Genomic DNA, 23,736 nt, shown 5'->3' on the forward strand with positions numbered 1-23,736 from the left:
CAGTAAATGCGGTAAACCCGCTTGTGATTCCAGCAGCAACTCTCAACATGCCGTAAATACGAGAAGCACAAACCAAAGCCCCAATCGGAATTTTCCTCAGTGAGTTCAATGAGCTGTTCAGCAATGAGTGCATTGTCATCGCTGAGATTGGCTTGATAGCGGTAGCAGGTTTCACTAATGCCAAATGCTTTACAAGCCAAACGAATACTAATGGCATGCTGGGCAACTGCCTGTTGTGCCATCTTACGCCGGCAAGATGGCTTTACCACTTTTTTGCCATCGCTTCCTGGATGATTTCGGCCTTTAATCGCTCTTCCGCATACATCTTTTTAAGTCTGGTATTTTCGGCTTCTAGCTCTTTCAGTCGAGCCATTAATGATGTATCCATACCACCATATTTGGCACGCCATTTATAAAAGGTAGCATTACTCATGCCGTGTTCACGGCAAAGGGTCGCTACAGGTGTGCCAGATTCTGCCTGTTTCAAGATGGACATGATCTGACTGTCAGTAAATTTAGATGTTTTCATGCAGAATCTCCTGCTCGTATCTTAAGAGAAAATTCTACTTTTAGATCCTATTTTTTTTAGGGGGGATTACCGTTATATGAATATTAAGTTTATGAAAAAAATGATAAAATTTAGTGAAACTTTTAATTAATAAATCAATATGGCTAAAAAAAAACCTATAAAGATATCTCAAGCTAAACTTGCCTTTAGAAAGGGGCAAGCGCTTAGAAAAACCCCTTTAGAAACGTTGAGCAATTTAAGAAAGAGTGCTTCGATAGCTGAATATAAGGAGTGTATAAAGCAATTTTGTATCTTTGGGTATGATGATGCGAATGTATTTCTGAGTTTAGGTAAAGATAAATCAGAAAAATTAGTAGGGCACTTTATTGGATTAGAACCCTTATCATTAAAAAACGAGCTGTATTGGGCTGCTTATTGGTTAGAATCACAAGCAAATAGTCTCAATCAATATTTAGAAATTAGGAATGCTACACAAAATTTAATTCTAGAAGATAAATTCTGTGAAGCCAGACAATTAATAGATTCATTTATTGATCAACATGGCTGGACTTTTTGGGCTATTGAACTTAGATGTATTATCGACCATCGTCTTCATGGAATGGAAAGCCTTAGTCAATGGTTAAGCCCGTTAATTAGTGCGTCAGGTAGAAAGATAAACGGTCTGATATACGAAATTCTAAGTGATCGTTGTGATGAAACCTTTTCATTTTATGCATTCTATGGGAAGTGTCAAAACTCATTTCCTCGGCTAAAAGGTATGGATTCATGGGTAATTCCATATTTAGAATATCGGGCTTTTAACACCATTAATAACATAGAAGAAAATCTTCCATTATTGCTGTCTAAAGAAATTACATCATCATTAGTTGATTATTATGAGATTTTTATTGAGGCTATTCTTTATGTTCAAATTAGTAAAGATTTAGAACATTTAAAACCTAATGTTGGGAAAATTATAATAAAATTAATTGAAGCTGGAGTTAATGATCCTAGACTTAATAAATATTTGAAATTAATTATTAGTGATGATGTGAATTTTTTTACTGAAATTAAAGAAAATGATTTTTTAAAAGTATTAAATTTCAGTTCAGTAGAAGAATTAGAAGAAGATAATTCTTTAATAGGTAATATTAAAAGTTTAATAAAAAAATGTGAGCATCAAGGTAATGGTGCTCAAGATGAGATTGATAATTTATTTAAGATTGCAGTTAATTATAAAAACTTAGATATAGGCCAAGTTGTACTTAATTCAACTGTACATTTTGTGTCTAATGACATTGGGTATAATCAAAGCCCTAACCATTTCATATTCAGTAGTAATTTCACTTTGGAAGATATAACAACATTCTCTTTTGATGTTGGTATAAAACTTTTGAAAGAATATTTTTCTAAAGAAAACAATGAAATAGTCGAGAGTGTGCTTGGGTTTGTAGAAGGTAAACTAGATAATAAAGTTAGTAGAAATGTCATTTTTCTATGGTTAGCAGATTATTTATTTTCGAAGGCACAATATGAATTATTGGACATTTTATTAAATGAGTTGGATAGTTTTGGTGGCTTTTGGTCAAGAGAGGTTGCTAAGTTTAGGTTGGCAATATTTAATGAAAAAAATCAAGTAATTGAAGCAATTGATTTAATTAATGAATGGGTAATTGATTCACCTCGTATCATAAATGAATTTAAGGTTTCTGATATATTTGATAATAGAAAATGGAAATTTTTTAAAAATTTAGATTTTTTGAAAGTTGGTCTAATTGCACATTATACATATCAGCTTACGGATAATGAAGGTATCGCATATATATGTAAAATGGCTTGTCGCTCTATAATTGTTAATGGTATTAGAGAGAATATTAATGAATTATTTTATAATAATGAAGATCTTAAGAAAATAATTATCCACTTTTTCCTTAATGTATGGGTAGATGAAAATCTTTCACTCTGTGATGATTTAGATACGACAGAAAAAATTAGACAAGAACGTATTGAGGTTCTGCAACTATTACTACAGTGGGATAATGATAAAAAGAATGCTACAAAATATACTGATGAAATTAAAGATTTGACCTTTGATCAGACGTTGCAAAAAGGTTTAAAAACAATTAATCAAACAAGGGTTTTTGTTAATGAATCAGCAATCAATAGATGGGCAGAATCAGAAATTTTAACTGATTTTAATCGTTGGATTGCTACGAAAAGCTCGTCTTCTGGTACACGTTTTATAGATGATATTGTCAGTCAATTCTCAGTGGATGCTAAGCATCTTCAATTACTTCAAGATGTATCGGATGGTCAGCCAAGTATTTCATCTGCAATGTTAATAGATATTATTGATCGATTATATAAACGTTTTTTAACTGATCCTACAGATGGATTAGATTGTTATCTAAGCTTAAGAATTAGACATGGTAGTTTAAGGGGTACTATTCTTGGACCTTTGGAAGAAAAAAGACTGCTATATTTTTCAGGTGATATATCTAAGCGTGAGTTCGTTAATGAATGGTCTGACAGTTTAGAATTTAATCATCTAACTCTAGAGGAAATTTTAGCTATTCTTGAGGATTTCTCTAAAAAAGTGAAATTTTTAGTAGATGAGTTAGTAAATGATTTTGTTCAAATTAATTCTAAAGAAAAACCCCGTGGAGCATTTAAATATTGGTTTAACAAGGAATTTTTGAAAGTGATTACGGGTATGTTGGATGATTTTGATGAAACAAATTTATCATTCTCAGCCTTCCTTGCTAGTTGTTACTTTTTGTTTTGGAAATCTTTAGTTGATTTAGGGCTAAAAGATATTAATTTGTATATTACCAATGATTTTAAAGAGAAAATTAAAAATGAATTTGATGGATTGATTTCTAAATTTAGAAGTTTGAACATTGGATCTGATTTATTGCCACTGATAACGATGCTTCAGCGGATTTCAACTGATACTCAGACGCAATGCGATGTTGTTTCAGATTGGTTCCGATTACCGAATCATGCTAATGATGAAGATTTTCAGTTACCTGATGCTATTAATATTGCACAAGCAGCAACACAAAATGTTTACAGAGCGTTGGATGCAAATTTCCACCATCAAGATACTATTAAAATTTCTCTGACAACTACAGCTCTAGCCGTTATAACAGATTGTCTATTTGTGATCTTTGAAAATGCTTGGAAGCATTCAGGTCTCGGATCAGATTTGAAAAATATCGACATTGAAACTGAATTTAATGATTCAAATAAGCTGTTAACTTTAATAGTCTATAGTGATTTATCGGAGGATAAATTACGTGAATTAACACAGAGTGAAATTGATCGTTTAAAAGAGAAATACATTGCTAATACCTTGCCTATTCACTTAGTCAGTAAGGAGGGAGGTTCTGGTTTTCCTAAACTTCGTAGAATTGTCAGATCTGTGAAAAAAACACAGTGTCCAAATCCTTTTGATTTTGGCTTAAAAAATTCGCGATGGTTTGTGCAGATAACAATTCAACTTTTTGAACGTGAAGGACGTTTCGAAGCTCATGTATAATGAAAAAAACGTACTAGTTATTGAAGATGATAAGCCAAAATTAAACTCGATTCTATCATTTCTTAGATCGATATTAAGTCCAGATGTCCAGATAATAACGGTTGAATCTTTATCGAGTGCAATTACTGAAATATCGAATAGGGAAATTGTGCTCGCTGTAGTAGATATGTCAATTCCGACATTTGATATCGCTAAAGACCGATTGGGCGGAGGTCGGCCACTAGGTTTTGGTGGAGCAGACGTTTTGAGATTTATTGATAGTGAAACTGAAGATACATATAGTGTTGTTCTTACTCAATATGAAGAATTCACGTTACCTCAAATCAAAGAAAAACGTGATCCTAGAGGATTGCAAGAAATATTGGAACAGGAGCTAGATCAACGATTTTTAGGGGTTATTCATTACACTGGACAATATGGACCATGGCAAACTGCTTTGGTTGAAGTTTTAGAAAAAATTAATTTGGTAGCTAAAAAATAATGCATGTACTACTTATAGATGATTGTGACTTAAAAATTAATCAACTTAGACGATTTTTGATTGGGCAAGGAATAGATGAAAATGATTTATTGATTGCTAAAGACGCTGCAGATGCAAGTAGAAAATTAAATCAATATAAATTTGATTTAATGCTCATAGATGTATTATTGCCAGCGCGAGGGGGGGCAAAACCATCTGCTGATAGCAGCATTAACCTGCTTAGACAAATAGTTGAAGATCGAGTTTTTCCAACTCCTACACATATTCTAGGTGTTACAGCATGTCAAGAAACACTTAATGCTGTTGATGATCAGTTTAGAGAGTTAGTTACAAGTGTGTTGCACGTCTCACCAGATCAGGAGCAGTGGAAAAATGCTCTTCAACAGTTTGTGCAACGAGTAATAAGAACGGAGAGTGAGAATACATCATTTAATTATGATGTAGTGATTTTAAATGCTCTAAGAAAACCTGAATTAGAGGCTGTTTATAAAAATTGGCCACTTAGTCTCTCAGAGGAAAAGCTACTCGGATCAAACATCAACTATAAAACAGGGCAATTGAATTTAGTTAGTGGTAAAACATTAAAAATTGCATGTGCCCATCTCAATCAAATGGGACCAATTGCAGCGACACATTCAACGGAAGTTGTGTTAAAAAGCTTCAAACCGAGAGTGTTAATCATGACTGGTATATGTGGTGGGTTTGCAGATGCAGTTTCAGTAGGTGATGTTGTTGTAGCTGATAAGAGTTGGGATTGGCAAGCAGGAAAATGGACAGAAGATGGGGCATTACAATCTGCATCTGATGCCAAAGAGGCAGATTATGAATTAGTTGCTATAGCTAAGACAATTGATAGCGAAATGCGTTCCTTCTACGAAAATTACAAGGAATTTAGACCTCAGAATCACCCTAAATTAGTATCTGCGCCTATGGTTTCTGGGAGTTCAGTTGTTGCTTCTGCTGATATACAAAAAGTATTCAGAGGTCAGCACAGAAAAATGGCTGCTATAGACATGGAATGTTATGGTCTTTATTACAGTTGCGCTAATCACTATGGACAAACGACGAAAGCTATTTGCATTAAATCTGTTTCTGATTTAGCCGATAGAGCAAAAGATGATGATTTTCACAACTATTGTAGCTTTATGAGTGCTAGTGTCGCTCTGAGGCTTATAGAAAAGTTTTTTAATAAATAAAAGCTCATTTATGAGCTTTTTAAAGCCAAACTAATTGTTAGTAATATATCTTGATTTGGAGTTACCCAAAAGTACATGCATTGAATTTTACCCCTATTGAAACAAGTTTGTAGAACTAGATGAAGAAACTCTATAATAGAAAGAGCCTCGTAATAGAATAATTTGTAGTCCTGAATTTTTAAGATTTGAAGCGAAAGTGAATTAATCTAGCTTAATCTAATAACTTCATGGGTATAGATGACCTATTAAGAGGGAAGTGAAATTAAGGTGGTTAAATGAAGCAGTATCTAGATTTGTGTCAACGCATAGTTGATGAAGGTGTATGGGTTGAAAATGAACGAACTGGAAAGCGTTGTTTAACCGTTATTAATGCTGATTTAGAGTACAACGTAGGGGCAAATGAATTTCCCTTGGTTACGACTCGAAAAAGTTATTGGAAAGCAGCAATTGCAGAATTATTAGGGTACCTACGTGGTTATGATAATGCTGCTCAGTTTAGGGCTATTGGCTGTAATACTTGGAATGCAAATGCTAACGAAAATGGAGTCTGGTTAGCTAACCCTCATCGTAAAGGTGAAGATGATATGGGGCGAGTATATGGAGTCCAAGGGCGCCATTGGCGTAATTCTGAAGGTAAAGAGTTTGACCAGCTTCGTAAGATTTACGACGACTTAAGAAACGGTACTGATGATCGTGGTGAAATTTTGACTTTCTATAATCCGGGCGAGTTTGAAATGGGATGCTTACGACCTTGTATGCATACTCATACCTTCTCTTTGGTTGCAGATACACTTTATTTAACATCATCACAACGTTCATGTGATGTTCCATTGGGTCAAAATTTTAACCAAATTCAAGTCTTCACATTATTAGCCCTCATGGCCCAAATTACAGGGCATAAAGCAGGAAAGGCTTATCATAAAATTGTGAATGCACATATTTATGAGGATCAGTTAGAGCTTATGCGTGATGTTCAACTTAAACGTGAACCTTATCCATCGCCAAAACTTTATATCAATCCTAATATTAAGACTCTTGAAGATATTGAAACATGGGTGACATTAGATGATTTTGAAGTTGAAGGTTATCAATATCATGATGCAATTGCTTATCCATTCTCAGTATAAGTAGACCTTTTGTATAAAAGAGGGCTTTACTTGATGAGGATTTAAAGCCATCTATCCAAATAGAGACCTCTTTTTAAAACTAATGTTTAAGTAGTTCTGAGTTAATACCTTTAGTGTCTAACAGTTCTTTTAAGCGGTTGATTTCTAACTCAGCTAAAACAACTTGCTTTTTATGCTTTTCATACATCTCTCTATAGTAATCATTCGATTCTTTTAGTTTTTTTAACTGATTATTTGTATTTTCAAAAGAAAGCTTTATATCTTGGTATTGATTAAACCAATAGATAACTTCATTTTGTGTTAGAACTAGTTTTTCTCCCAACGAAATTTCATTAACCACCATATGGTTTTTACTTTCCTCATTCTTGAGTTTTCTTTTGTCCTTGATTTCTTTTAGTTTATGGATAGGCCAATCACGGTTTGTAATTGTATTTCGATGAATACCAGTCATTTTTGATAATTGTGCAATAGTGGCCTTGAGCTTTGGATCTTGCTCGATTTCTAATAGTGCTTTGTTAATACTTAACGTATTAGTTTCATAGTCTTCACTATTTTTTTGATCATAAGCTTGATTATTCATAGTTCAACCATTTCACCAATACTATTTAAAACCATTGCAGCTTCGTCAATTGCTGCCTGAATTTGCTCCCTATTATGAGCATATTCTGGTTTATTAAGATTTGCTTTATTTAAGATGTAGACTTCACGCCATTTCGGAGCATGTTTACTGGTGACAATAGCTTGTGAACATCTGGCAGGATTACATCTTAGGCTGCCGATGCAAGGTAAAGTCGTATCGTATTCTTCATTTCTATTACCATAACAAATGCCTTGTCCAACATACACAATAGCCATTCCTTGGTCAGCCATTGCTTCATACACTTCTTCTTCGGTGTAGCCTTCAGCCATATAGCCTTGAAACAACTTTATCAGATTAGTTTTATGCTCAACAGCTCTACCACCATAATATGTACCATTTGGATTGTGAACAGTTTTAACAGCTTCTAATTCAGCAGAGCGTCGCAATGATTTATTACCTGTTCGGCTTCCATCCTTTGAGAGCATTTCACCAATCTCTCCATAGCCTAACGTAACTGAAGAAGTTGCTCCAAGTGAGGTGAATTTACTCACACTGTCTACGAAGTGCTTTAATTGAAAAGATATTAAAGGTAAACCGACTTCTGCTCTAAACAATTGATAGGTCAGAGTGTGGCGTAGCATATATGGATAAAATTTAATTTGATTAGCTAGAGTAGCATCCAAAATTTTCACAATAAAATTATTCATCTGATGGGTAATGCCAGTACTGCCCATCGGTATAGGTGAATTACTAGAGCTCACTGTGTCCATATTTGAGATAAGATAAGGTGATGATTTAATTTTTGCTATATATGATGCTGCTAATATTGCATCTCTAACAATAGGTATAGCCACCCATTTGTCATCAAACAAACCTGTATTAATCTCTTGTTGATGCTTTTTTACAGTACTTTTAATCAGCCAGACTTCATGCTCCTCTACTAAACATGAGCAATCTTTTACTTTTACTTCTGCTAATTCAGATGGCCTCATACCTGTATATTGAGCCACCAAGTACACGCATGAATATGAGACTAGATTGAAGTATTCACGGAGTTTATCTAATTGGTAGTTGCGACTAGTTAGGGCTTTCCTCAGTGTTAATCCACATGCTAGGCCATTTTTATTTAACATCCAATCATAGGGCTCGATGATGCTTAAAACGGAACTTGATGAGTACCCTTTATTTCTCAATCGAACTGCAATATAGGCATTCAAAATTTCATGATTAACTCCTACTTGATTTGCCCAAGAAGAATATTTACTAGAGTATAAAGCTTCTAAAGAATTGATATCCAAGATCTTCGATTTTTGACCTGTCGCATTTAAAAAGTCCACTACGATTAAAGATGCTATTTTGGATAAATTTTCAAATACATTATCGGGTAAAACTTTTTCCTTATTCTTTTTTTCAGTACTTGGAAGTTTCTTCCAGTTTAAACTATTTAGTTCAACATAAGCTAGAGGCTTATCAAATACATATTTAACAGCACTAGGGCTACGTAAGTATTCAAAAAATTGATCTAATTCTCTACCTTTTACATGTTCGTAGTTTTTGGCAGCTTCATGGTAATGCTCGGTATTTACCTCGGAGAGTGTTTTAATCTGTGTTTGAACAAATTCATAACCTAGGTCTTGACTTATTTGTATGAATATTTGATTAATAAATGTTAACCCTTTCTCAAAAATAGGAATCAAAGAGTTAACTTTAAGAATCCCTTTTTTATTATTTTTCCTGCTGTTAAGTTCAGGTCGGAAAATAAGATTGTTAAGTAAAGCGAGTTCTAAGATGATTTTTAGTTCTGTTAGCACAAACTTTGGAATATTTTTGTATTTTAAAAAATTAATGCGCAGTTTTGCGCCTTTTACATTTTGTGCTGCATTAGGATAATCAGAATTAAAATCCCAAACATTATCGGAAAATTTAGATATTTTTGAGACAGATCTTTCCATAAGAGCGTTTATGTATGTAGTGGACTCTATAGATTCTTGTGGATGAAGATCACTATCTAAATTCTTAGCAGTGTTTAGCTCATTCATTATATAGCGGCGATGATTAACAAAACCCGTCAATATACTTATTTTCGCTTCCTTATCCATTACACTACTCCATCAATTGTTATTGTAGATCCAAGATAGTTGGATCTATTTTTTCCAATTTCTAGTTCTTCCTTTGAAAAATCTGAAGTCTCAGGATCTGTAATATAACTTAGGAGTTCTAGGTTTTCTTTGATAATTTTTCCGTAGGGAGTATCCATCACTCGTGAATTTTCTAAAATAGCTAGGTAATCACGCTTCATTGCAAATAGCTCAGGAAGATAATTTGCTGTAATAATTACGTTGTCACAACTTAAGCATTTGTTATATTGCGAGCAGGGCGTTCCAGGAGTATAAGAAGCCATTTTTTTTACAAAGTCAGGTGGATCAAAAATATTTCTGCATGCAGCTAGATTGGTTTTAAATGTTACTCCCAACTCTTCCTCATTTTTGATTTCTATTGTTTTAATTTTTTCTTCGGAGCGACTATTTAAAGTTGATTGATGAATTTCCATCAATTTCTCATTGAGCCTCTTTCTGCTAATGGAATTAAAATCTAAAGAGTCGATATAGCCAATAGTTGTATGCAAGGATGAGTGACCAAGCATCAATTGAATCTCATGTATAGGTACATCAGCTTCAAGCATTTCACTTACGAAACTTGGTCTAAACCGACTTAATGTAAGGATTAAGGGTTGGCCATGGTCATTTTTTAATTGAAATTTATCAATAAATCTAGCAATACTATGACCTAATGGGCTCGCATTTTTTTCGATAGTTCCAAGTAAAGAACTGATTTGTCCGTGTTTTTTAGTACTATTTGATTGATAAATGAAGAGCCTATCTTTAATCACACTATCCTTGATATTTTCACGGATGCAGCTAGTCATTTGAATTACCTGTTTGAAAATTTCTTTTACAGAGCTAGATTGGCTTTCTGTGAGCCAAGTTATCTTCGCCTTGATAAGATCAAGATGATACTCTTTATACCCATCGGATCTCTCTTTCCAATATCTTAGGCATGGTCTAGATGTGGCTGGATGGCGAGTTTCAAAATCCTTTATGTCTAGGGATAGTATGGAATCAGTATTTAGACCTGTAACTTGAGCGAGTCTTAGAATATAAGGCACTAATAAATCTATTCCGATCATCGGTGTGATTCCCCATTCTTCATAGACCTCATTCAGACCTTTTTTCGAATCTTTAATAATGCTGAGAAATGCCTTTTCAATATGGGTTTTAGCTGTATTGTGATGAACAGGTTTACAATCCAAAAAATTTTCAAACAGCCAACGAGCATTATCTAGATTTGATAGACCTTTTATTCTATTTCCATGTTGATCCAGAGGATTTATTCCGATACCTGTTTTTTTATAGGGTTCTAAACTTAATTGAGTTTCAGAAATCGCTTTTTCGATAGCCTCTAATATTTGAATTCGTTCATTCTTACTAAAGGGTTTTTTTGTGTCTGTTTGCCTATGGGCATCGAAGCCCTGTACATCAAAAAAACTGTATTCTAAATTCTTTACTTTAGTCAGCCTATTCAATGTCATACGTACTGAACTTAAAATAGTATTTGCATGATGGCTTGATATATTGTTTTGTATTATTTTGTCCTCAAGATAACTTCTATATTTGGATAATAGATACTCATCAAAAGTGTCGATAATTCGTAAAGGGCTAGATCCGTATAATTCAGATAGAAACTCTACAAATAGGCCGCATGCATTTGTGTAGTTACTTCGTCCTGAATTAGAAGGTAGGGTTTTCATCTGTGAGGCAAAAAGTTGTTCAATCTGAATAAAAGGTTCTAACTCAGAAGGTTCGATGAAGTCGAGTACACTATTGAGTTTGAGAGTAGCTAATCTGTTGAAACGCTCCTTCATAGTTTCACGAGGTATATCTAGAAGTTTCTTCCTTTCATGATTTCGTTCAGAAACACTTTTATAATTCGTATTTAATAAACCAAGTTTTTCGAGATCTTTGTGAATGAAATCCCAAGCATCTTTGACAATATCAAAACGTAAATCACTTTGAGTAATAGGAGATTGCTTCGTATGCATTTTCCCAAGTGAGATTTTGTTACCAAAAATTGGTAACTGGCTTTTTTCTTTCAAGTTTAGCTTTCTGTACCAATTTAGCAGTTTCCTCCTGCTTTCAACGGCTCCAGCTCCTGAGTTGCCTTTTGGATATACTAAAATTCCTTTTTCAATCATTTTTTGAGTTAATGGATAAGCTAACTCTCTATAATTGTTAGCTGAGCTCTCCGAAATGCCTAGAACGGTTTGAATATGTTCGATTGCTACGTTAAAACCCAAATCTGTATTGGCTTTTGTAACTGGTATATCCCACATGGCGTCTATATCATCAGATATGGTTGATACCCATTGGCTGATAACAGACTTAGCATCTTTAATTGCTCTCTTACGACTTTTAATTGTTTTGAAGTCTGCCGAGATAATTCCTAAGTTATGAAGGTCTTCATGAATGTAATCAATTACTTCTGCGATCCATTCATATTGAGTTGATAAAGATGCCCAAGAGCGTTGTTCACTACCTATTGATTTAAAACAAATATTACTCGGATATAAAGCTAAGCGGGGGAGGTTTTTTTTATCATCAAAGCTCAGATTACTATACCAATCGAGTATTCTCTGGCGAATAAAATTTTCTCTGCTTGATGCTTCTTCTACAATAATTTGCATTTCAGCCATCTTTTCTATTAATGGCATTGTAAGGTGTTTTCTACGTCGAGCCTCGCTCAGAGTAATAGGTATCTCTTTTGATAAAAAATCAGACAGAACATTAACCCCCCAAGGGCTCTTAAAATCATTACTAAGTGGTAACTTTAATAGATGATTTGGGGACTGTAATAGGTTGTCTACCCATATTTTTACTAGGTGATCAGTGGCTTTCCCATTATTTTTCATTTTATATCCTTAATACCGATCTTTAACTGAGTTTTTTCACTTAAACGTTTCATTTTTTCGGCTCTAGTTAAGAGATCACCTTTTTCATCACACATGGAGTTATAGATATCTTGAGGAATACTGGTATATATTTGAGTGGTATTTAGGTGATTATGGCCTAAGTTTTTTTGTAAAATCACAAGTCGATCTAAATAGTCATTCCCCAAGTCATTTGATTGTAAAATCGCATAAGCATTACCATGTCTGAGCTTATGTGGGGATATTTGTCTATCAAGACGACCTTGCTTAATAGCACGCTTGCTTAGTCGTTCTAATAATTTATTAATGGCAGATGGAGTGTAAGGAGTCCCTTGAGCATTTAAAAATGCAGGAGTCTCAGTAGGCGTAGCATATTTTCTTGCATATTTTTTATATAGTGGGGAAGCATGATATTTTTGAATACGATCAATAGTTGCTGAGCTAATTAACGTCCACCGAGGTTTGAGTTCATTTCCACGACCTTTACTTCCTTCAACTTCAAGTGGGACGTAATCTAGATAAATGGGTTTATCTGATTCGCGAGAGATAAATTTTTGGGAATTAAAATTTACAGTGTTCTTAAAATGTTCAAGCGTAACACGAGGAAGTTCTGAACGACGAAGTCCCGAGTCGTACAAAAATTGAAGTAAAACTCTTTCTCGTTCAGAAGATGTAGATTCAATTAGTACAAATAGATCATCTAGATTACAAGCAATAATAGCTTTTCGTTTTGGTACTTTTGATAGATAGCCTTTCTCGTAAGGATTATCTTGTCTAAGTGGTTTATGACCTTCTGTAGATGAGCATAGAAACTCAATAAAAGCACGTATAGTCGCATCACGATTTCTAACAGTAGATGAGCTGATATTTTGGTCTCGACTCAAAAAAGTCAAATATTCTTGTATTACGTATGAAGGAACAGTGATAAATACATCATCACTTTCATCATCATTATAATCTTGGCGGGTACGGATATATTGCAGGAAATAAGTTAGATTCTTACCATAAGTACTTGCTGACTTATACGAAATTTTTTCATGCTTGGAGTAATAGGATAAATATTCAGAAATGAGAGGGAGAACCTTAGCATTGTCGTCAAATACAACGACCCCATTAACATTTATTGTTTGATCTAGTTTTATGTTCTGAACATGATGATTTAAACATGACTTAGATAAGTCTAGTTTTATATTTGAACAAACTCTAACATCCATAATGTACGCCAAATTACTGCATAGACTAAGTTATATAACATACTGTGCATAATTTAAACGTTAGTATAAACGTAAAAGTGTAAGAGGTTTTAAGCGGCTAAAACTTCGTACTGTGAATTATTAATTTGGGGGGATAAAAAGAAAACGTCCGCACTGCGCTGGTAAAGCTGGCATGACAGCTTATTGTCCTGAACAAAAAACTGGAACAGGGTGTGGCAGGGTGGTAAAGCGACTTTTCCAGCCTCATTGGGATTCCAGCCTGAAACGATCAAACGGCGTGAATTGGGATTAGTTTTAATTTCATTCACAAGCCATTGAATCTGATCAAAACCATTTTGCTGATAGCTACCATCTTCATTCTGGGTTGCGCCAAAGTTACGCCATTGATGCCCATACACAGGACCAAGTTCACCCTCAGGGCGACCAAAACGTGCAGTTTGTTCTGCGGTTGCCCATTCATCCCAAATGCTGACTTTATTATCTTTGAGATATTGAACGTTGGTATCGCCTTTTAGAAACCATAGTAGTTCAATCACAATCGAGCGGAAGTGTACTTTCTTGGTCGTTAATAGTGGAAAGCCCTTAGAAAGATCAAAACGCATCTGATGACCAAATACTGAACGTGTACCCGTACCTGTACGATCGCCTTTATCGCCGCCATTGTCGAGGATATGTTGTAAAAGGTCTAAATATGTACGCATAACTTTCTCTAAAACATTCTCTGTAGTTAATCAAGATAGGTGTTGAAACCAGTGAATATGGGGCAGCAAAATTGTTGTCATGATACCTTGATTGCGCTTGGCATGACACTTGCGATGTGTAGTATTTTTTCATTTTCCAATATAAAAAAGAGCGCTTAAGGCGCCCTTTCGTTAGCAGTCAGGTTTATTCTGTGATAAAGCTAACTTTGCCATCAGTCAAAGACTCAACACGCGCTAAAGATTCAACACGATAGCCTTTTTCAAGTAACACATCACGACCTGGTTGGAATGACTTTTCAATCACGATACCCACACCCACAACTTCAGCATTTGCTTGGTGAATCAAATCGATTAAACCTAATGCCGCTTGACCATTTGCCAAGAAGTCGTCAATTACAAGCGCTTTATCTGTTGCGTTAAGATGCTTGTTAGAGATTGCGATAGTGCTTTCAGTTTGTTTGGTGAATGAGAACACTTTAGAACGGTAAAGATCATCTTTGAGTGTTAAAGATTGGTATTTACGCGCGAAAATTACTGGAACACCAAGCTCCAAGCCAGTCATGATTGCAGGTGCAATTCCAGAAGCTTCGATCGTAATAATTTTAGTAATGCCTGCATCTTTAAAACGAGCAGCAAACTCTTTACCAATCTGTTGCATTAACACGGGGTCAATTTGATGATTTAAGAAAGCATCAACTTTCAAAACCTGATCAGATAGAACGATACCTTCATTTAAGATTTTCTGTTCTAAAGCGTACACGGGAGAATCCTCTAAACGGATGCTTTTTCAAGCAAAGGCATATTTTAAAAAGCATCTAAAAAATTGCAAGCTAAAATTGACCAGATGGTTAGTTGGTTTTCCCTGAATAGCCTGTTAATAGTAAGCCATAAGAAGATTTCCCATCATTATGTGCCATTTTGACAGGTAAATAATCCAGTTTTGGTGCTAACCAAAATACCGTATTACGTTCTGGTTTATCGTGTTGCATAACGACTTTAATGGTGCTGAATGTCCCATAATTGGTTTTGATGGTTTCCGTGCCTTGCTTAACAAAACGGCGTTCATCTAAGGCTTTTGCATCAGCAATTAAATATTTGGTTCTAAGTGAATTACTTTTTAAATCCTCACGGATTTGCAATTCAGCATTCAACTCATCTAACGCACCTGCTTGCCATGGGAATGAGCGGGCGGTGTCATCTTTTTTCGTATTCACAACTTTAGTGTTTGGATTAAAGTTAATACTCATCGTATTACTGTGAATTAAGATTTTGCTGCTGCGACTAAACTTTTGTGAAGTAATTTTATTATCCACAAAGCTAAATTGACTCGTTTCCGAGGCTGAGGCAATTCCGCCTGCTTTTGCACTAAACTGATAGGTCCAATTATTTCCTTGTTGCGAAAGTGTACGTGTCGCTGAACCGAGGTTTTTGTTGTTGTAGCTAAATTGATAGCTTGCTTGGAAAGGTGCCATTGCTAGAGCATGGCTAGACATGCTGACACTGAACAGGGCAGCCGACGTAATACTCACTACTTTCAATAATTTCTTTGTCATCACGCTATATATCCTTTGAATGATCATCAATGAGCAATCATTCATTTATCATTAAGATTTATGATTATTATGCCTGTAGATTATGAAGAAAAAATCAGGTTTTTTACTCAATGCTTGTTAATTTTTCGTATAAATCATGATGGTATTTGAGTAAGTGGCATAAATCTGAAATTCATACCACCCTATTCAATACGATTATTTTCTAGTGTCTTTTTGCTGAATTGGCGTGACTTCTGTGTCGTCTAATCCTTCTTCATCAAAGTCATCTTCATTTGGCGGATACAAAATGGCAGCCAAATTGACGTTCCCCCAAACAATCAGTTCGGCTGGACGGACTCTGGCGCGGTTTACATGAACTTTGCTCAGCGTTTCAATAATACTCGGTTTCTTTTTAAACCAGCGATTTAAATCTAAATAAAGCAATTCATCTTTGACTGAAACAACTTCAAAATGCTCCAAGATTTTTCCTAGAGGATCTTCATCACGAAATTTTTGGTAATACCAAATCGCAATATAAAATCCCCATTTTTGGAAAATATTCTTAAATGATGCTTCAATCACTTGTGTATTACTAATTTGTTCGAACACCATCAGTTGAACATCTTTATTCATTTCCATTTGAATAAGTTTTAAATCAACGGATAAGGTGGTATGTAGCCCTTTAACATCAATCGTGGAATATAAACGTAGCCATCCATCATATAGATCGGCGTGTAGATCTTGAATAATTCCAACTTTTTCTGTGACATAACGCTCCATTGTCGCATTCACAAATACCTGTGAAAGTGCAAATTCTCTTTCTTCTTCAATGAATTCTTCTGCTTTTTGGTAAACTTTACGTAGACGTTTAACAACGGATGAAATTAGCGTTTGCATAAAAGTTGTTCCAGAAAGTGAATTGATTATAGATTTTTTGATGTTTCTAACCGAACTCAATCATCAACAAATCTGAATGCAATACCACGATCTTTGTATTAGCTAAAAAATAAAAATAAATTTCTGACTTGCAGTGTAGCAAAATTAATTGCTACATTTTCATAAAATGATGGTACGGAAACACTGTGACTATAAGTGGATCACATTTTTTTAATATTTTGAATATTAGTTTGGTTTTATACCGTGATTGCTGTTGGGGATGAGACATATTTTGTCGCTTGAATGCCATGTGGAATAAAAGAAATTTTCGTTCAGTACTGTCCCCTTACTGGTGGCAAGATCCAATTTTTATCGGGGCAGTTGTGTTAGCGATGCTTCTACATGGTGCTGTGCTTGCAATTCAGTTCGCAATGCCATCACCTACAGATACATCAACCAAAGAAATTGCAGTTACGGTTCGTACAAGTCAAGAAAAAGTCAAAGATGCCGACTTCTTGGCGCAAGCTGATCAAAAAGGTTCAGGTGACTTTCGTGAAGCACATCGTATGTCGAGTGATATGCCAGCTCCGATGGAAGCAGATGCGACAACAGGAGAGTCTGAGCTCGAAAGTTTAGAGAAAGTCCAGCAAAAACGAGAATTAAAATTTGAAGAAAAAGTGCTCATGACAGTTTTAAGCTGGCAGAAGCAAGTAGAGCAAACTGAACGTAAAAAAACCTTAGATGAGTTACAGAGTCAATTTCAAGCCAAAGCCGCGATGGTTGCGAGTTTGGAAGCACAATATTTACAACGTCAGCAAAATTTTAGTCGTAAACAGCGTATTAAAACAGTAGATGGGATTCAGGCAAAACAAGATGCGTCAGCAGCTTATCTTGATAAATTTCGTCAGAAAGTTGAACTATACGGTAATCGTTATTATCCAGATGAAGCGAAACAACAACATTTATCGGGTGAAGTACGTTTAATGGTGATCCTGAATGCACAGGGGGGTATCCGTGCCATTCGTCTCATTGAAGGCTCAGGACATGCGATTCTGGATGATGCGGCAAAAGCTTCGGTGCGCCGTGGAGCACCTTTTGGACCCTTTGATAATGATATGAAAAAGGACATTTCTGAATTACGAATTATTCGAACATGGCGCTTTGATCCTGTCGATGCGGAATTTGAAGTACATTAAAAAGGTGTACTATTACTCAAGGTGCACCACGTAACGCAACATTAACCTTGCGTTATCAATTTTAAAAATAAGAATTAAAAAAACGGCTGAATTCAGCCGTTTTTTATTGAAGATGTGGATAAGTTTACATCTATTCACAAGCCATTTTGATTTGAATAAGCACGTTCAACTGTACAGATTTCCACACTAAAATCCTGATACCATTTTTCTTTACCCAAACGCTGAGCAACTAAATGTTCTGCATCGCGTTGCCACTGCTTGATATCTTCAAGGCCATGCCAGTAAGACAACGCAATTTCAAAACCATTTTCATTACACGCTTCAAATTTGACACAGTTAAATTGGCTCAAGGCTTTATTCCTCAGCTTTTGAGCCATTTTAGATTAAGTTGCACCAAGTTGTTTGATCGTAGCTTTAAAAATAACGATATACATAGTGTCTTAAATTAGCTTTCATCGGCTTGATAAGGATTGGCAATCCCTAGTTTTTTTAAAATCTCAATTTCTAAAGCTTCCATTTCTTCTGCTTCAGCTTCACTGGTTTCATGATCGTAGCCCAGTAAATGTAAAACGCCATGAACCAATAAATGCGTGAAATGATCAGTTGGTGTTTTTTGCTGTTCTGCGGCTTCTTGTAAAACCACAGGGATGCAAATCACCAAGTCACCCAAAGGTTCAGCATCCAGTAAACTCAGCATTTCCTCTGGAATATCACTTGGAAAGGACAGTACATTGGTGGGTTTGTCTTTCTCGCGGTATTGTAGATTCAACTCGTGGCTTTCTGCCAGATCAACACAGGCAATTCCGATTTCGCAATCTACGTCGAAACCGACATGACGGAGTGTGGTTTCAATCTGCTTTTTAATTTGACCACGTTTTAGTGGTAATTCATTTGCTTGAAAGTCTTGTTGAAGACTTAAATTGATTTTCAAAATAGATCCTTAAAATCGTCCCCCTGATATGCGATTAAAGTATTGCAATAAAAGGGGGAGTGAGGGGGATTTTTAAATGTGTTGCGCATCTGCCGCAGAATCATTTTCTACAATCAATGCTTCTTGTTTGGCTTTGCGTTCAGCACGAGCTTCAGCAGACAGGCGTTGCTGTTCACTGTCCCAACCTTCGTAGGCCTCAACAATTTTTTGTACCAATTGATGTCGCACCACATCACGGGAATGGAAACGAGTGATATGAATTTCATGGACATTTTCCAGTACACGTAATGCTTGTGCTAAGCCCGATTGTTGCCCACGAGGTAAGTCAACCTGTGTCACGTCACCTGTAATCACAGCACGCGAACCAAACCCTAAACGGGTAAGGAACATTTTCATCTGTTCTGGTGTGGTGTTTTGTGCTTCATCTAAAATGACGAATGAGTGGTTCAGCGTACGTCCACGCATATAGGCAAGCGGAGCAACCTCAATCACTTGGCGTTCAATCAGTTTGGCCACTTTTTCAAAACCCAGCATTTCATAGAGAGCATCGTAAAGTGGGCGTAAGTAGGGATCGATTTTTTGGGTCAAATCACCCGGTAGAAAACCGAGTTTCTCGCCAGCTTCAACCGCAGGACGAACCAGTAAGATTCGTTGGATTTCATTACGCTCTAACATATCCACTGCAGCAGCAACTGCTAGATAAGTTTTACCTGTCCCTGCTGGGCCGATACCGAAGGAAATATCACTTTGTAAAATGCGCTGTACATAGCGTTTCTGGTTGGCACCACGTGGATTGATTCGCCCTTTGCGGGTCTGTAACCAGACGCTATCCAGCCCTGTATGTTCTTGTTCGGAATCATCCATCAGTTCACGGTCGGTCTGTGAACCTTGAATCATCAAATGCAGGACATCGGCACTAATTTGTGGGGAAATTTCTGATTCTTGATAAAGCCGTTGCAATAGTGCTTCGGCTCTTTCAACTGTTTCTATATCACCGTCTAGATAAAAGGCATCGCCCCGGTGAGTAATTTTGACATCTAAACGTTGTTCGATTTGCTTTAAATGCCCGTTGTATGCACCGAGCATTCGTTTTAAATGTTCCATGGAAATTTCAGGGAACGTTACAGTACGTTTAATCGCTGAAGTCAAGAGAAACCCTTTTAGCTCACGTGTAGGAATACCCTTACATTACGCCACGTCAGGTTCAAGATTCAAGAGTTCACCATAAACTAAATTTAAAGTTTTAATTTCAGTGATCTCAATCTCTGCGAAACGTCCAACCCATGTCGCATCACCGATAAATGTAACCAAACGAGTATTGTCTGCTGTGCCAACCAATACATTTGGATCTTTATCAGATACTTTTTCAATCAAGACACGTTCAATTTTACCCAGCATAGCATCAGTTTTATCAATACTTGATTGTTTGATCACTTGCTGAACTTGAGCCAAACGGTCTTTTTTCACCTGTTCTGGGGTATCATCTGGCAGGTCAGATGCAGGCGTACCAGGGCGTTTTGAATAGACAAAACTATATGAATGATCAAAATCTAAATCTTTAATAAACTGTAATGTTTCCGCAAAGTGTTCATCTGTTTCACCCGGGAAACCAATAATGAAGTCGCTAGATAAATGCATATCTGGACGGACTTTACGTAATTTGGCAATTTTATCAATGTAGACATCAATGGTGTGGTTACGCTTCATGGCTTGCAATACATCGTTTGAACCACTTTGTACTGGCAGATGTAAATGTGAAACCATTTGTGGTAAATCACGATAGCATTGAATTAAATCATCAGAAAACTCAAGCGGATGAGAAGTCGTATAGCGTAAACGTCCAATACCCGGAATTTCTGCAACTAAACGCAGTAGTTCAGGGAAAGTGCAAATTTCACCTTCAAACGTTTCACCACGATAGCCATTCACGTTTTGACCAAGCAAGCTGATCTCACGCACGCCTTTTTCAGCTAAGCCCGCGATTTCAGCCAATACATCATCGAGTGGACGAGAAACCTCTTCACCACGAGTATAAGGTACGACACAGAATGAACAGTATTTAGAGCAACCTTCCATGATGGAAACGAATGCTTTAAAGCCTTCCACACGTGGCTCAGGCAAAAAGTCGAACTTTTCAATATCTGGGAAAGAAATATCAACCAGTTTGATTTTTTCTTTCTTTGGCTTTTCAACTTGAGCTTGATGTTGATCCAACATTTGTGGCAAACGATGCAAGGTTTGTGGACCAAATACCATATCGACGTATGGTGCACGTTTTTGAATGTTGTCACCTTCTTGAGAGGCAACGCAGCCACCGACACCAATCACCAGATCAGGATTCTGTTCTTTGAGTTTACGCCAACGACCTAAGCCACTGAACACTTTTTCTTGTGCTTTTTCGCGAATTGAGCAGGTGTTCATGAGCAGAATGTCTGCATCATTTGGATTGTCAGTGAGCACATAACCATGTGAATCACCCAATAAGTCTGCCATACGATGACTGTCATACTCATTCATCTGACACCCTTGCGTTTCAATATATAATTTTTTAATTGAAACATCAGTGGTGTGCGTTGGCTGGGTAACAGTGTTTTCTGAAGCAGCTTTTACAGCACTTGGAATGAATGTTTGAACCGTCATGCAGGCTCCTAAACAAGGTGGATTTAAACAAACCGCGGATTATAGCAGTATTTTTGTAAGAACGCAGAGAATAAAAAACTGACAAAAATGGACAGTTTATGAATAAAATTGGATGAATTTTAATGAATATGAATCAGCAAGTTACATAACACAACAATTGTAGGAAGCCAGACTTATTACACTATGAGGGCAGGGAAAATTGGGCAAATGTATTGATGAAGATGAATAAGCAACATGATTTTACAACAACCATGATCAATAAACTGAATAACAAGAAAAGCTTCCGTCGACTTGTTGCGATGGGCGGCGTGGTGATCTGCTCATCTGTATATGCTCTAGACGAACAATTTAATGATGCTCTACGTGCTGCGAGTTCTGGCAATATTGCATTGCTCGATCAATATCAATATGAAATGCAAAATGATGTATTAGGTTATTACCCTGAGTATTGGAAATTGAATACCAACCTAGGGCTACAACCTGCTTCTTCAATTATCGCTTTTGCGCAACGTTATCCTCAATCAGCGATGGCTGAAAAATTAGCAGCAGATTATGTCGAAGAAAAAGTAAAACAAGCCAGTTTTAATGAAGCAAAACCTGTACTCAGCTATGTCACTAATCCTGACCAAGAAGAGAGTTGTGCGGTTGCACAAGTCCGTGCCAAAACGGGGGATAGTCTAGTTTTTGCTGAATATAAAGATATTTGGTTAACGACAAGTACACAGCCTGAATCGTGTAATGGTTTAGGGCGACTGATGTTATCTAGTCCTTTGATGACTGCTCAAGATCGTCAACAACGACTTTGGGGACAACTGCGAGCAGGTCAATCTGGTTTAGCGATTGCGACCGCCCAAACTATAGGTCTGGATTTGTCCTTGGCTCAGTTGAATCAGATCCAAGCCAATCCATTGGCATATTTATGGAATGCTCCTAAAGCCAGCGATGCTGATTATGCATATTTAATTTTTGCATTGGGACGTGTCGCAGATAGTGATTTCACCAATGCTTTAGGAAATATTCAGCGTATTGCACAAGATACTCCTCAACCTGTACAAAAATATTTATATCGTACGGTAGGTTATGTGGGTGGAACGACGGTAATGAAGAATGGCTTTAACCGAGAAGTCCTCAATGCCTATGATCAAAGTTATGGTTATCCGTTTAGTCCAGAAGAAGCCGAAATTTATGCACGTCAAGCGATTCGTTTTGGTGCTTGGGAAAGTTTAATTCGTGCAATTGATGCCATGTCAATCACGCAGAAACAAGAAGATCGTTGGCAGTACTGGCTTGCTCGTGCTTCTGAACAGCGCTCAGATGCTGCTTCAAAGCAAGCTGCTCAACAGATTTATCGTAAGCTGGCACAAGCTGGGGATGACTACCATAATTTGCTAGCCAAAGATCGTTTAGGCGAACGTTATAATCATCAGCCTTATAACGAGCAACCAAGTTCACAAGATATTCAACGGTTAAACCAAAATATCCACTTTAAACGTGCATTTGCGTTAAAAAATATTGATGCACCAGCAAATTACATTAATCGCGAATGGAATTGGGCAGTCCGCCAAGCGTATTTGCAGCATGATGATGGTTTACTTTTAGCTGCCGCTAAGCAAGCGCATGATATTGGTTGGTATGACCGAGCAATCTATGCCGCAGATCGTACAACCTCGCGCCATAATGATACTTATCGCTATACAACACCACACCGTAGTAATGTCACGAGTCACAGTTACAATGCTGGTATTGATCCAGCTTGGGCATATGGTTTAATGCGCCAAGAAAGTCGGTTTGTTACATCCGCACGTTCACATGTGGGTGCAGGTGGTTTAATGCAAATTATGCCGAATACTGCAAAGTTAGTTGCACGCCAAATGGGTGAAACTTATAACCCGGCGGCTCTAAGTGAAATGAATATCAATATTCGTTATGGGACATACTATCTGTCAATGATTCAAAGCCAACTGAGTGGCAATGCTGTATTAGCAACAGCAGGTTACAATGCTGGCCCAAATCGTGCAAAACGATGGCAGCCAGATTTTCAAACCATGGCGGCTGATCAATACACAGAAACGATTCCATTGTTGGAAACACGTGATTACGTCAAACATGTCATGACCAATGCGACGCATTATGGTGTTGTGTTAGGGCTAGGCGCGCAATCCTTAGAAAAAAGGATGGGAACAATACCTGTGCGCAATGAACCTTAGGGAAACAAAGACATTTAATTTG

The 23,736-nt window shown here is 36.6% G+C and carries 17 protein-coding genes and 2 pseudogenes; 6 read left to right on the forward strand and 13 right to left on the reverse strand.

Features of this window, described 5'->3' with window-relative positions:
- A pseudogene (locus M5121_RS12805) lies at nucleotides 1-529 on the reverse strand (transposase); the annotation flags it as partial.
- Between the two features lie 139 nt (nucleotides 530-668).
- Between M5121_RS12805 and M5121_RS12810 the strand changes: the two are divergent.
- The 4 genes from M5121_RS12810 (at nucleotide 669) to M5121_RS12825 (ending at nucleotide 6,853) form a co-directional block, all read left to right on the forward strand.
- Nucleotides 669-4,049, forward strand: a complete 3,381-nt coding sequence (locus M5121_RS12810) for a hypothetical protein (RefSeq protein ID WP_068534762.1) — start codon at nucleotides 669-671, stop codon at nucleotides 4,047-4,049.
- A complete protein-coding gene (locus M5121_RS12815) occupies nucleotides 4,042-4,530 on the forward strand; it encodes a hypothetical protein (RefSeq protein WP_005232280.1) in 489 nt (162 codons plus the stop codon). Before M5121_RS12810 ends, M5121_RS12815 begins: the two co-directional genes overlap by 8 nt.
- Nucleotides 4,530-5,726 carry a phosphorylase family protein gene (locus M5121_RS12820; RefSeq protein WP_068534765.1) on the forward strand — a complete coding sequence of 399 codons (1,197 nt, stop codon included), beginning with the start codon at nucleotides 4,530-4,532 and terminating at the stop codon, nucleotides 5,724-5,726. Before M5121_RS12815 ends, M5121_RS12820 begins: the two co-directional genes overlap by 1 nt.
- Nucleotides 5,727-6,001: 275 nt before the next feature.
- Complete coding sequence (locus tag M5121_RS12825) at nucleotides 6,002-6,853, forward strand: thymidylate synthase (RefSeq protein ID WP_068534768.1); 852 nt, start codon at nucleotides 6,002-6,004, stop codon at nucleotides 6,851-6,853.
- A gap of 79 nt (nucleotides 6,854-6,932) precedes the next feature.
- On the opposite strand, the gene M5121_RS12830 is transcribed toward M5121_RS12825, so the two are convergent.
- From M5121_RS12830 to M5121_RS12865, 8 genes and pseudogenes are all read right to left on the reverse strand, one after another.
- Nucleotides 6,933-7,433, reverse strand: coding sequence for a hypothetical protein (locus M5121_RS12830; protein ID WP_031995698.1), 501 nt, complete (start codon nucleotides 7,431-7,433; stop codon nucleotides 6,933-6,935).
- Entirely contained in the window at nucleotides 7,430-9,532 is a 2,103-nt protein-coding gene (locus tag M5121_RS12835; RefSeq protein WP_068534777.1) for a site-specific integrase, read from the reverse strand. Before M5121_RS12835 ends, M5121_RS12830 begins: the two co-directional genes overlap by 4 nt.
- Entirely contained in the window at nucleotides 9,532-12,399 is a 2,868-nt protein-coding gene (locus M5121_RS12840) for a site-specific integrase (RefSeq protein WP_068534780.1), read from the reverse strand. Before M5121_RS12840 ends, M5121_RS12835 begins: the two co-directional genes overlap by 1 nt.
- Nucleotides 12,396-13,631, reverse strand: coding sequence for a tyrosine-type recombinase/integrase (locus M5121_RS12845; protein WP_068534783.1), 1,236 nt, complete (start codon nucleotides 13,629-13,631; stop codon nucleotides 12,396-12,398). The genes M5121_RS12840 and M5121_RS12845 overlap by 4 nt, the downstream gene beginning before the upstream one ends.
- A gap of 98 nt (nucleotides 13,632-13,729) precedes the next feature.
- A pseudogene (gene thyA, locus M5121_RS12850) lies at nucleotides 13,730-14,332 on the reverse strand (thymidylate synthase); the annotation flags it as partial.
- A 184-nt stretch (nucleotides 14,333-14,516) separates the two neighbouring features.
- Complete coding sequence (locus M5121_RS12855) at nucleotides 14,517-15,092, reverse strand: xanthine phosphoribosyltransferase (protein WP_249571388.1); 576 nt, start codon at nucleotides 15,090-15,092, stop codon at nucleotides 14,517-14,519.
- Nucleotides 15,093-15,180: 88 nt separating this feature from the next.
- Nucleotides 15,181-15,885 carry a DUF3108 domain-containing protein gene (locus M5121_RS12860; protein WP_005162415.1) on the reverse strand — a complete coding sequence of 235 codons (705 nt, stop codon included), beginning with the start codon at nucleotides 15,883-15,885 and terminating at the stop codon, nucleotides 15,181-15,183.
- Nucleotides 15,886-16,080: 195 nt separating this feature from the next.
- Complete coding sequence (locus M5121_RS12865; protein ID WP_004658922.1) at nucleotides 16,081-16,761, reverse strand: hypothetical protein; 681 nt, start codon at nucleotides 16,759-16,761, stop codon at nucleotides 16,081-16,083.
- Between the two features lie 287 nt (nucleotides 16,762-17,048).
- Between M5121_RS12865 and M5121_RS12870 the strand changes: the two genes are divergently transcribed.
- Nucleotides 17,049-17,936 carry an energy transducer TonB gene (locus tag M5121_RS12870; RefSeq protein ID WP_249571389.1) on the forward strand — a complete coding sequence of 296 codons (888 nt, stop codon included), beginning with the start codon at nucleotides 17,049-17,051 and terminating at the stop codon, nucleotides 17,934-17,936.
- A 134-nt stretch (nucleotides 17,937-18,070) separates the two neighbouring features.
- On the opposite strand, the gene M5121_RS12875 is transcribed toward M5121_RS12870, so the two are convergent.
- The 4 genes from M5121_RS12875 to miaB all read right to left on the reverse strand — a co-directional run bounded on the left by M5121_RS12875 (nucleotide 18,071) and on the right by miaB (nucleotide 21,507).
- Complete coding sequence (locus M5121_RS12875) at nucleotides 18,071-18,313, reverse strand: antibiotic biosynthesis monooxygenase family protein (RefSeq protein WP_249571390.1); 243 nt, start codon at nucleotides 18,311-18,313, stop codon at nucleotides 18,071-18,073.
- A 68-nt stretch (nucleotides 18,314-18,381) separates the two neighbouring features.
- Nucleotides 18,382-18,867, reverse strand: coding sequence for an rRNA maturation RNase YbeY (gene ybeY, locus M5121_RS12880; RefSeq protein WP_005162402.1), 486 nt, complete (start codon nucleotides 18,865-18,867; stop codon nucleotides 18,382-18,384).
- Between the two features lie 72 nt (nucleotides 18,868-18,939).
- Nucleotides 18,940-20,016 (reverse strand): PhoH family protein, encoded by a 1,077-nt coding sequence (locus M5121_RS12885; RefSeq protein ID WP_249571391.1) that lies wholly within the window; start codon nucleotides 20,014-20,016, stop codon nucleotides 18,940-18,942.
- 39 nt (nucleotides 20,017-20,055) lie between these two features.
- Entirely contained in the window at nucleotides 20,056-21,507 is a 1,452-nt protein-coding gene (miaB, locus tag M5121_RS12890) for a tRNA (N6-isopentenyl adenosine(37)-C2)-methylthiotransferase MiaB (RefSeq protein WP_005162399.1), read from the reverse strand.
- Between the two features lie 299 nt (nucleotides 21,508-21,806).
- Between miaB and M5121_RS12895 the strand changes: the two genes are divergently transcribed.
- Nucleotides 21,807-23,714 carry a lytic transglycosylase domain-containing protein gene (locus M5121_RS12895; RefSeq protein ID WP_502798285.1) on the forward strand — a complete coding sequence of 636 codons (1,908 nt, stop codon included), beginning with the start codon at nucleotides 21,807-21,809 and terminating at the stop codon, nucleotides 23,712-23,714.
- Nucleotides 23,715-23,736 lie beyond the last annotated feature (22 nt).

The sequence above is a fragment of the Acinetobacter sp. ANC5681 genome, assembly GCF_023488045.1.
Classification (GTDB): Bacteria; Pseudomonadota; Gammaproteobacteria; order Pseudomonadales; family Moraxellaceae; genus Acinetobacter.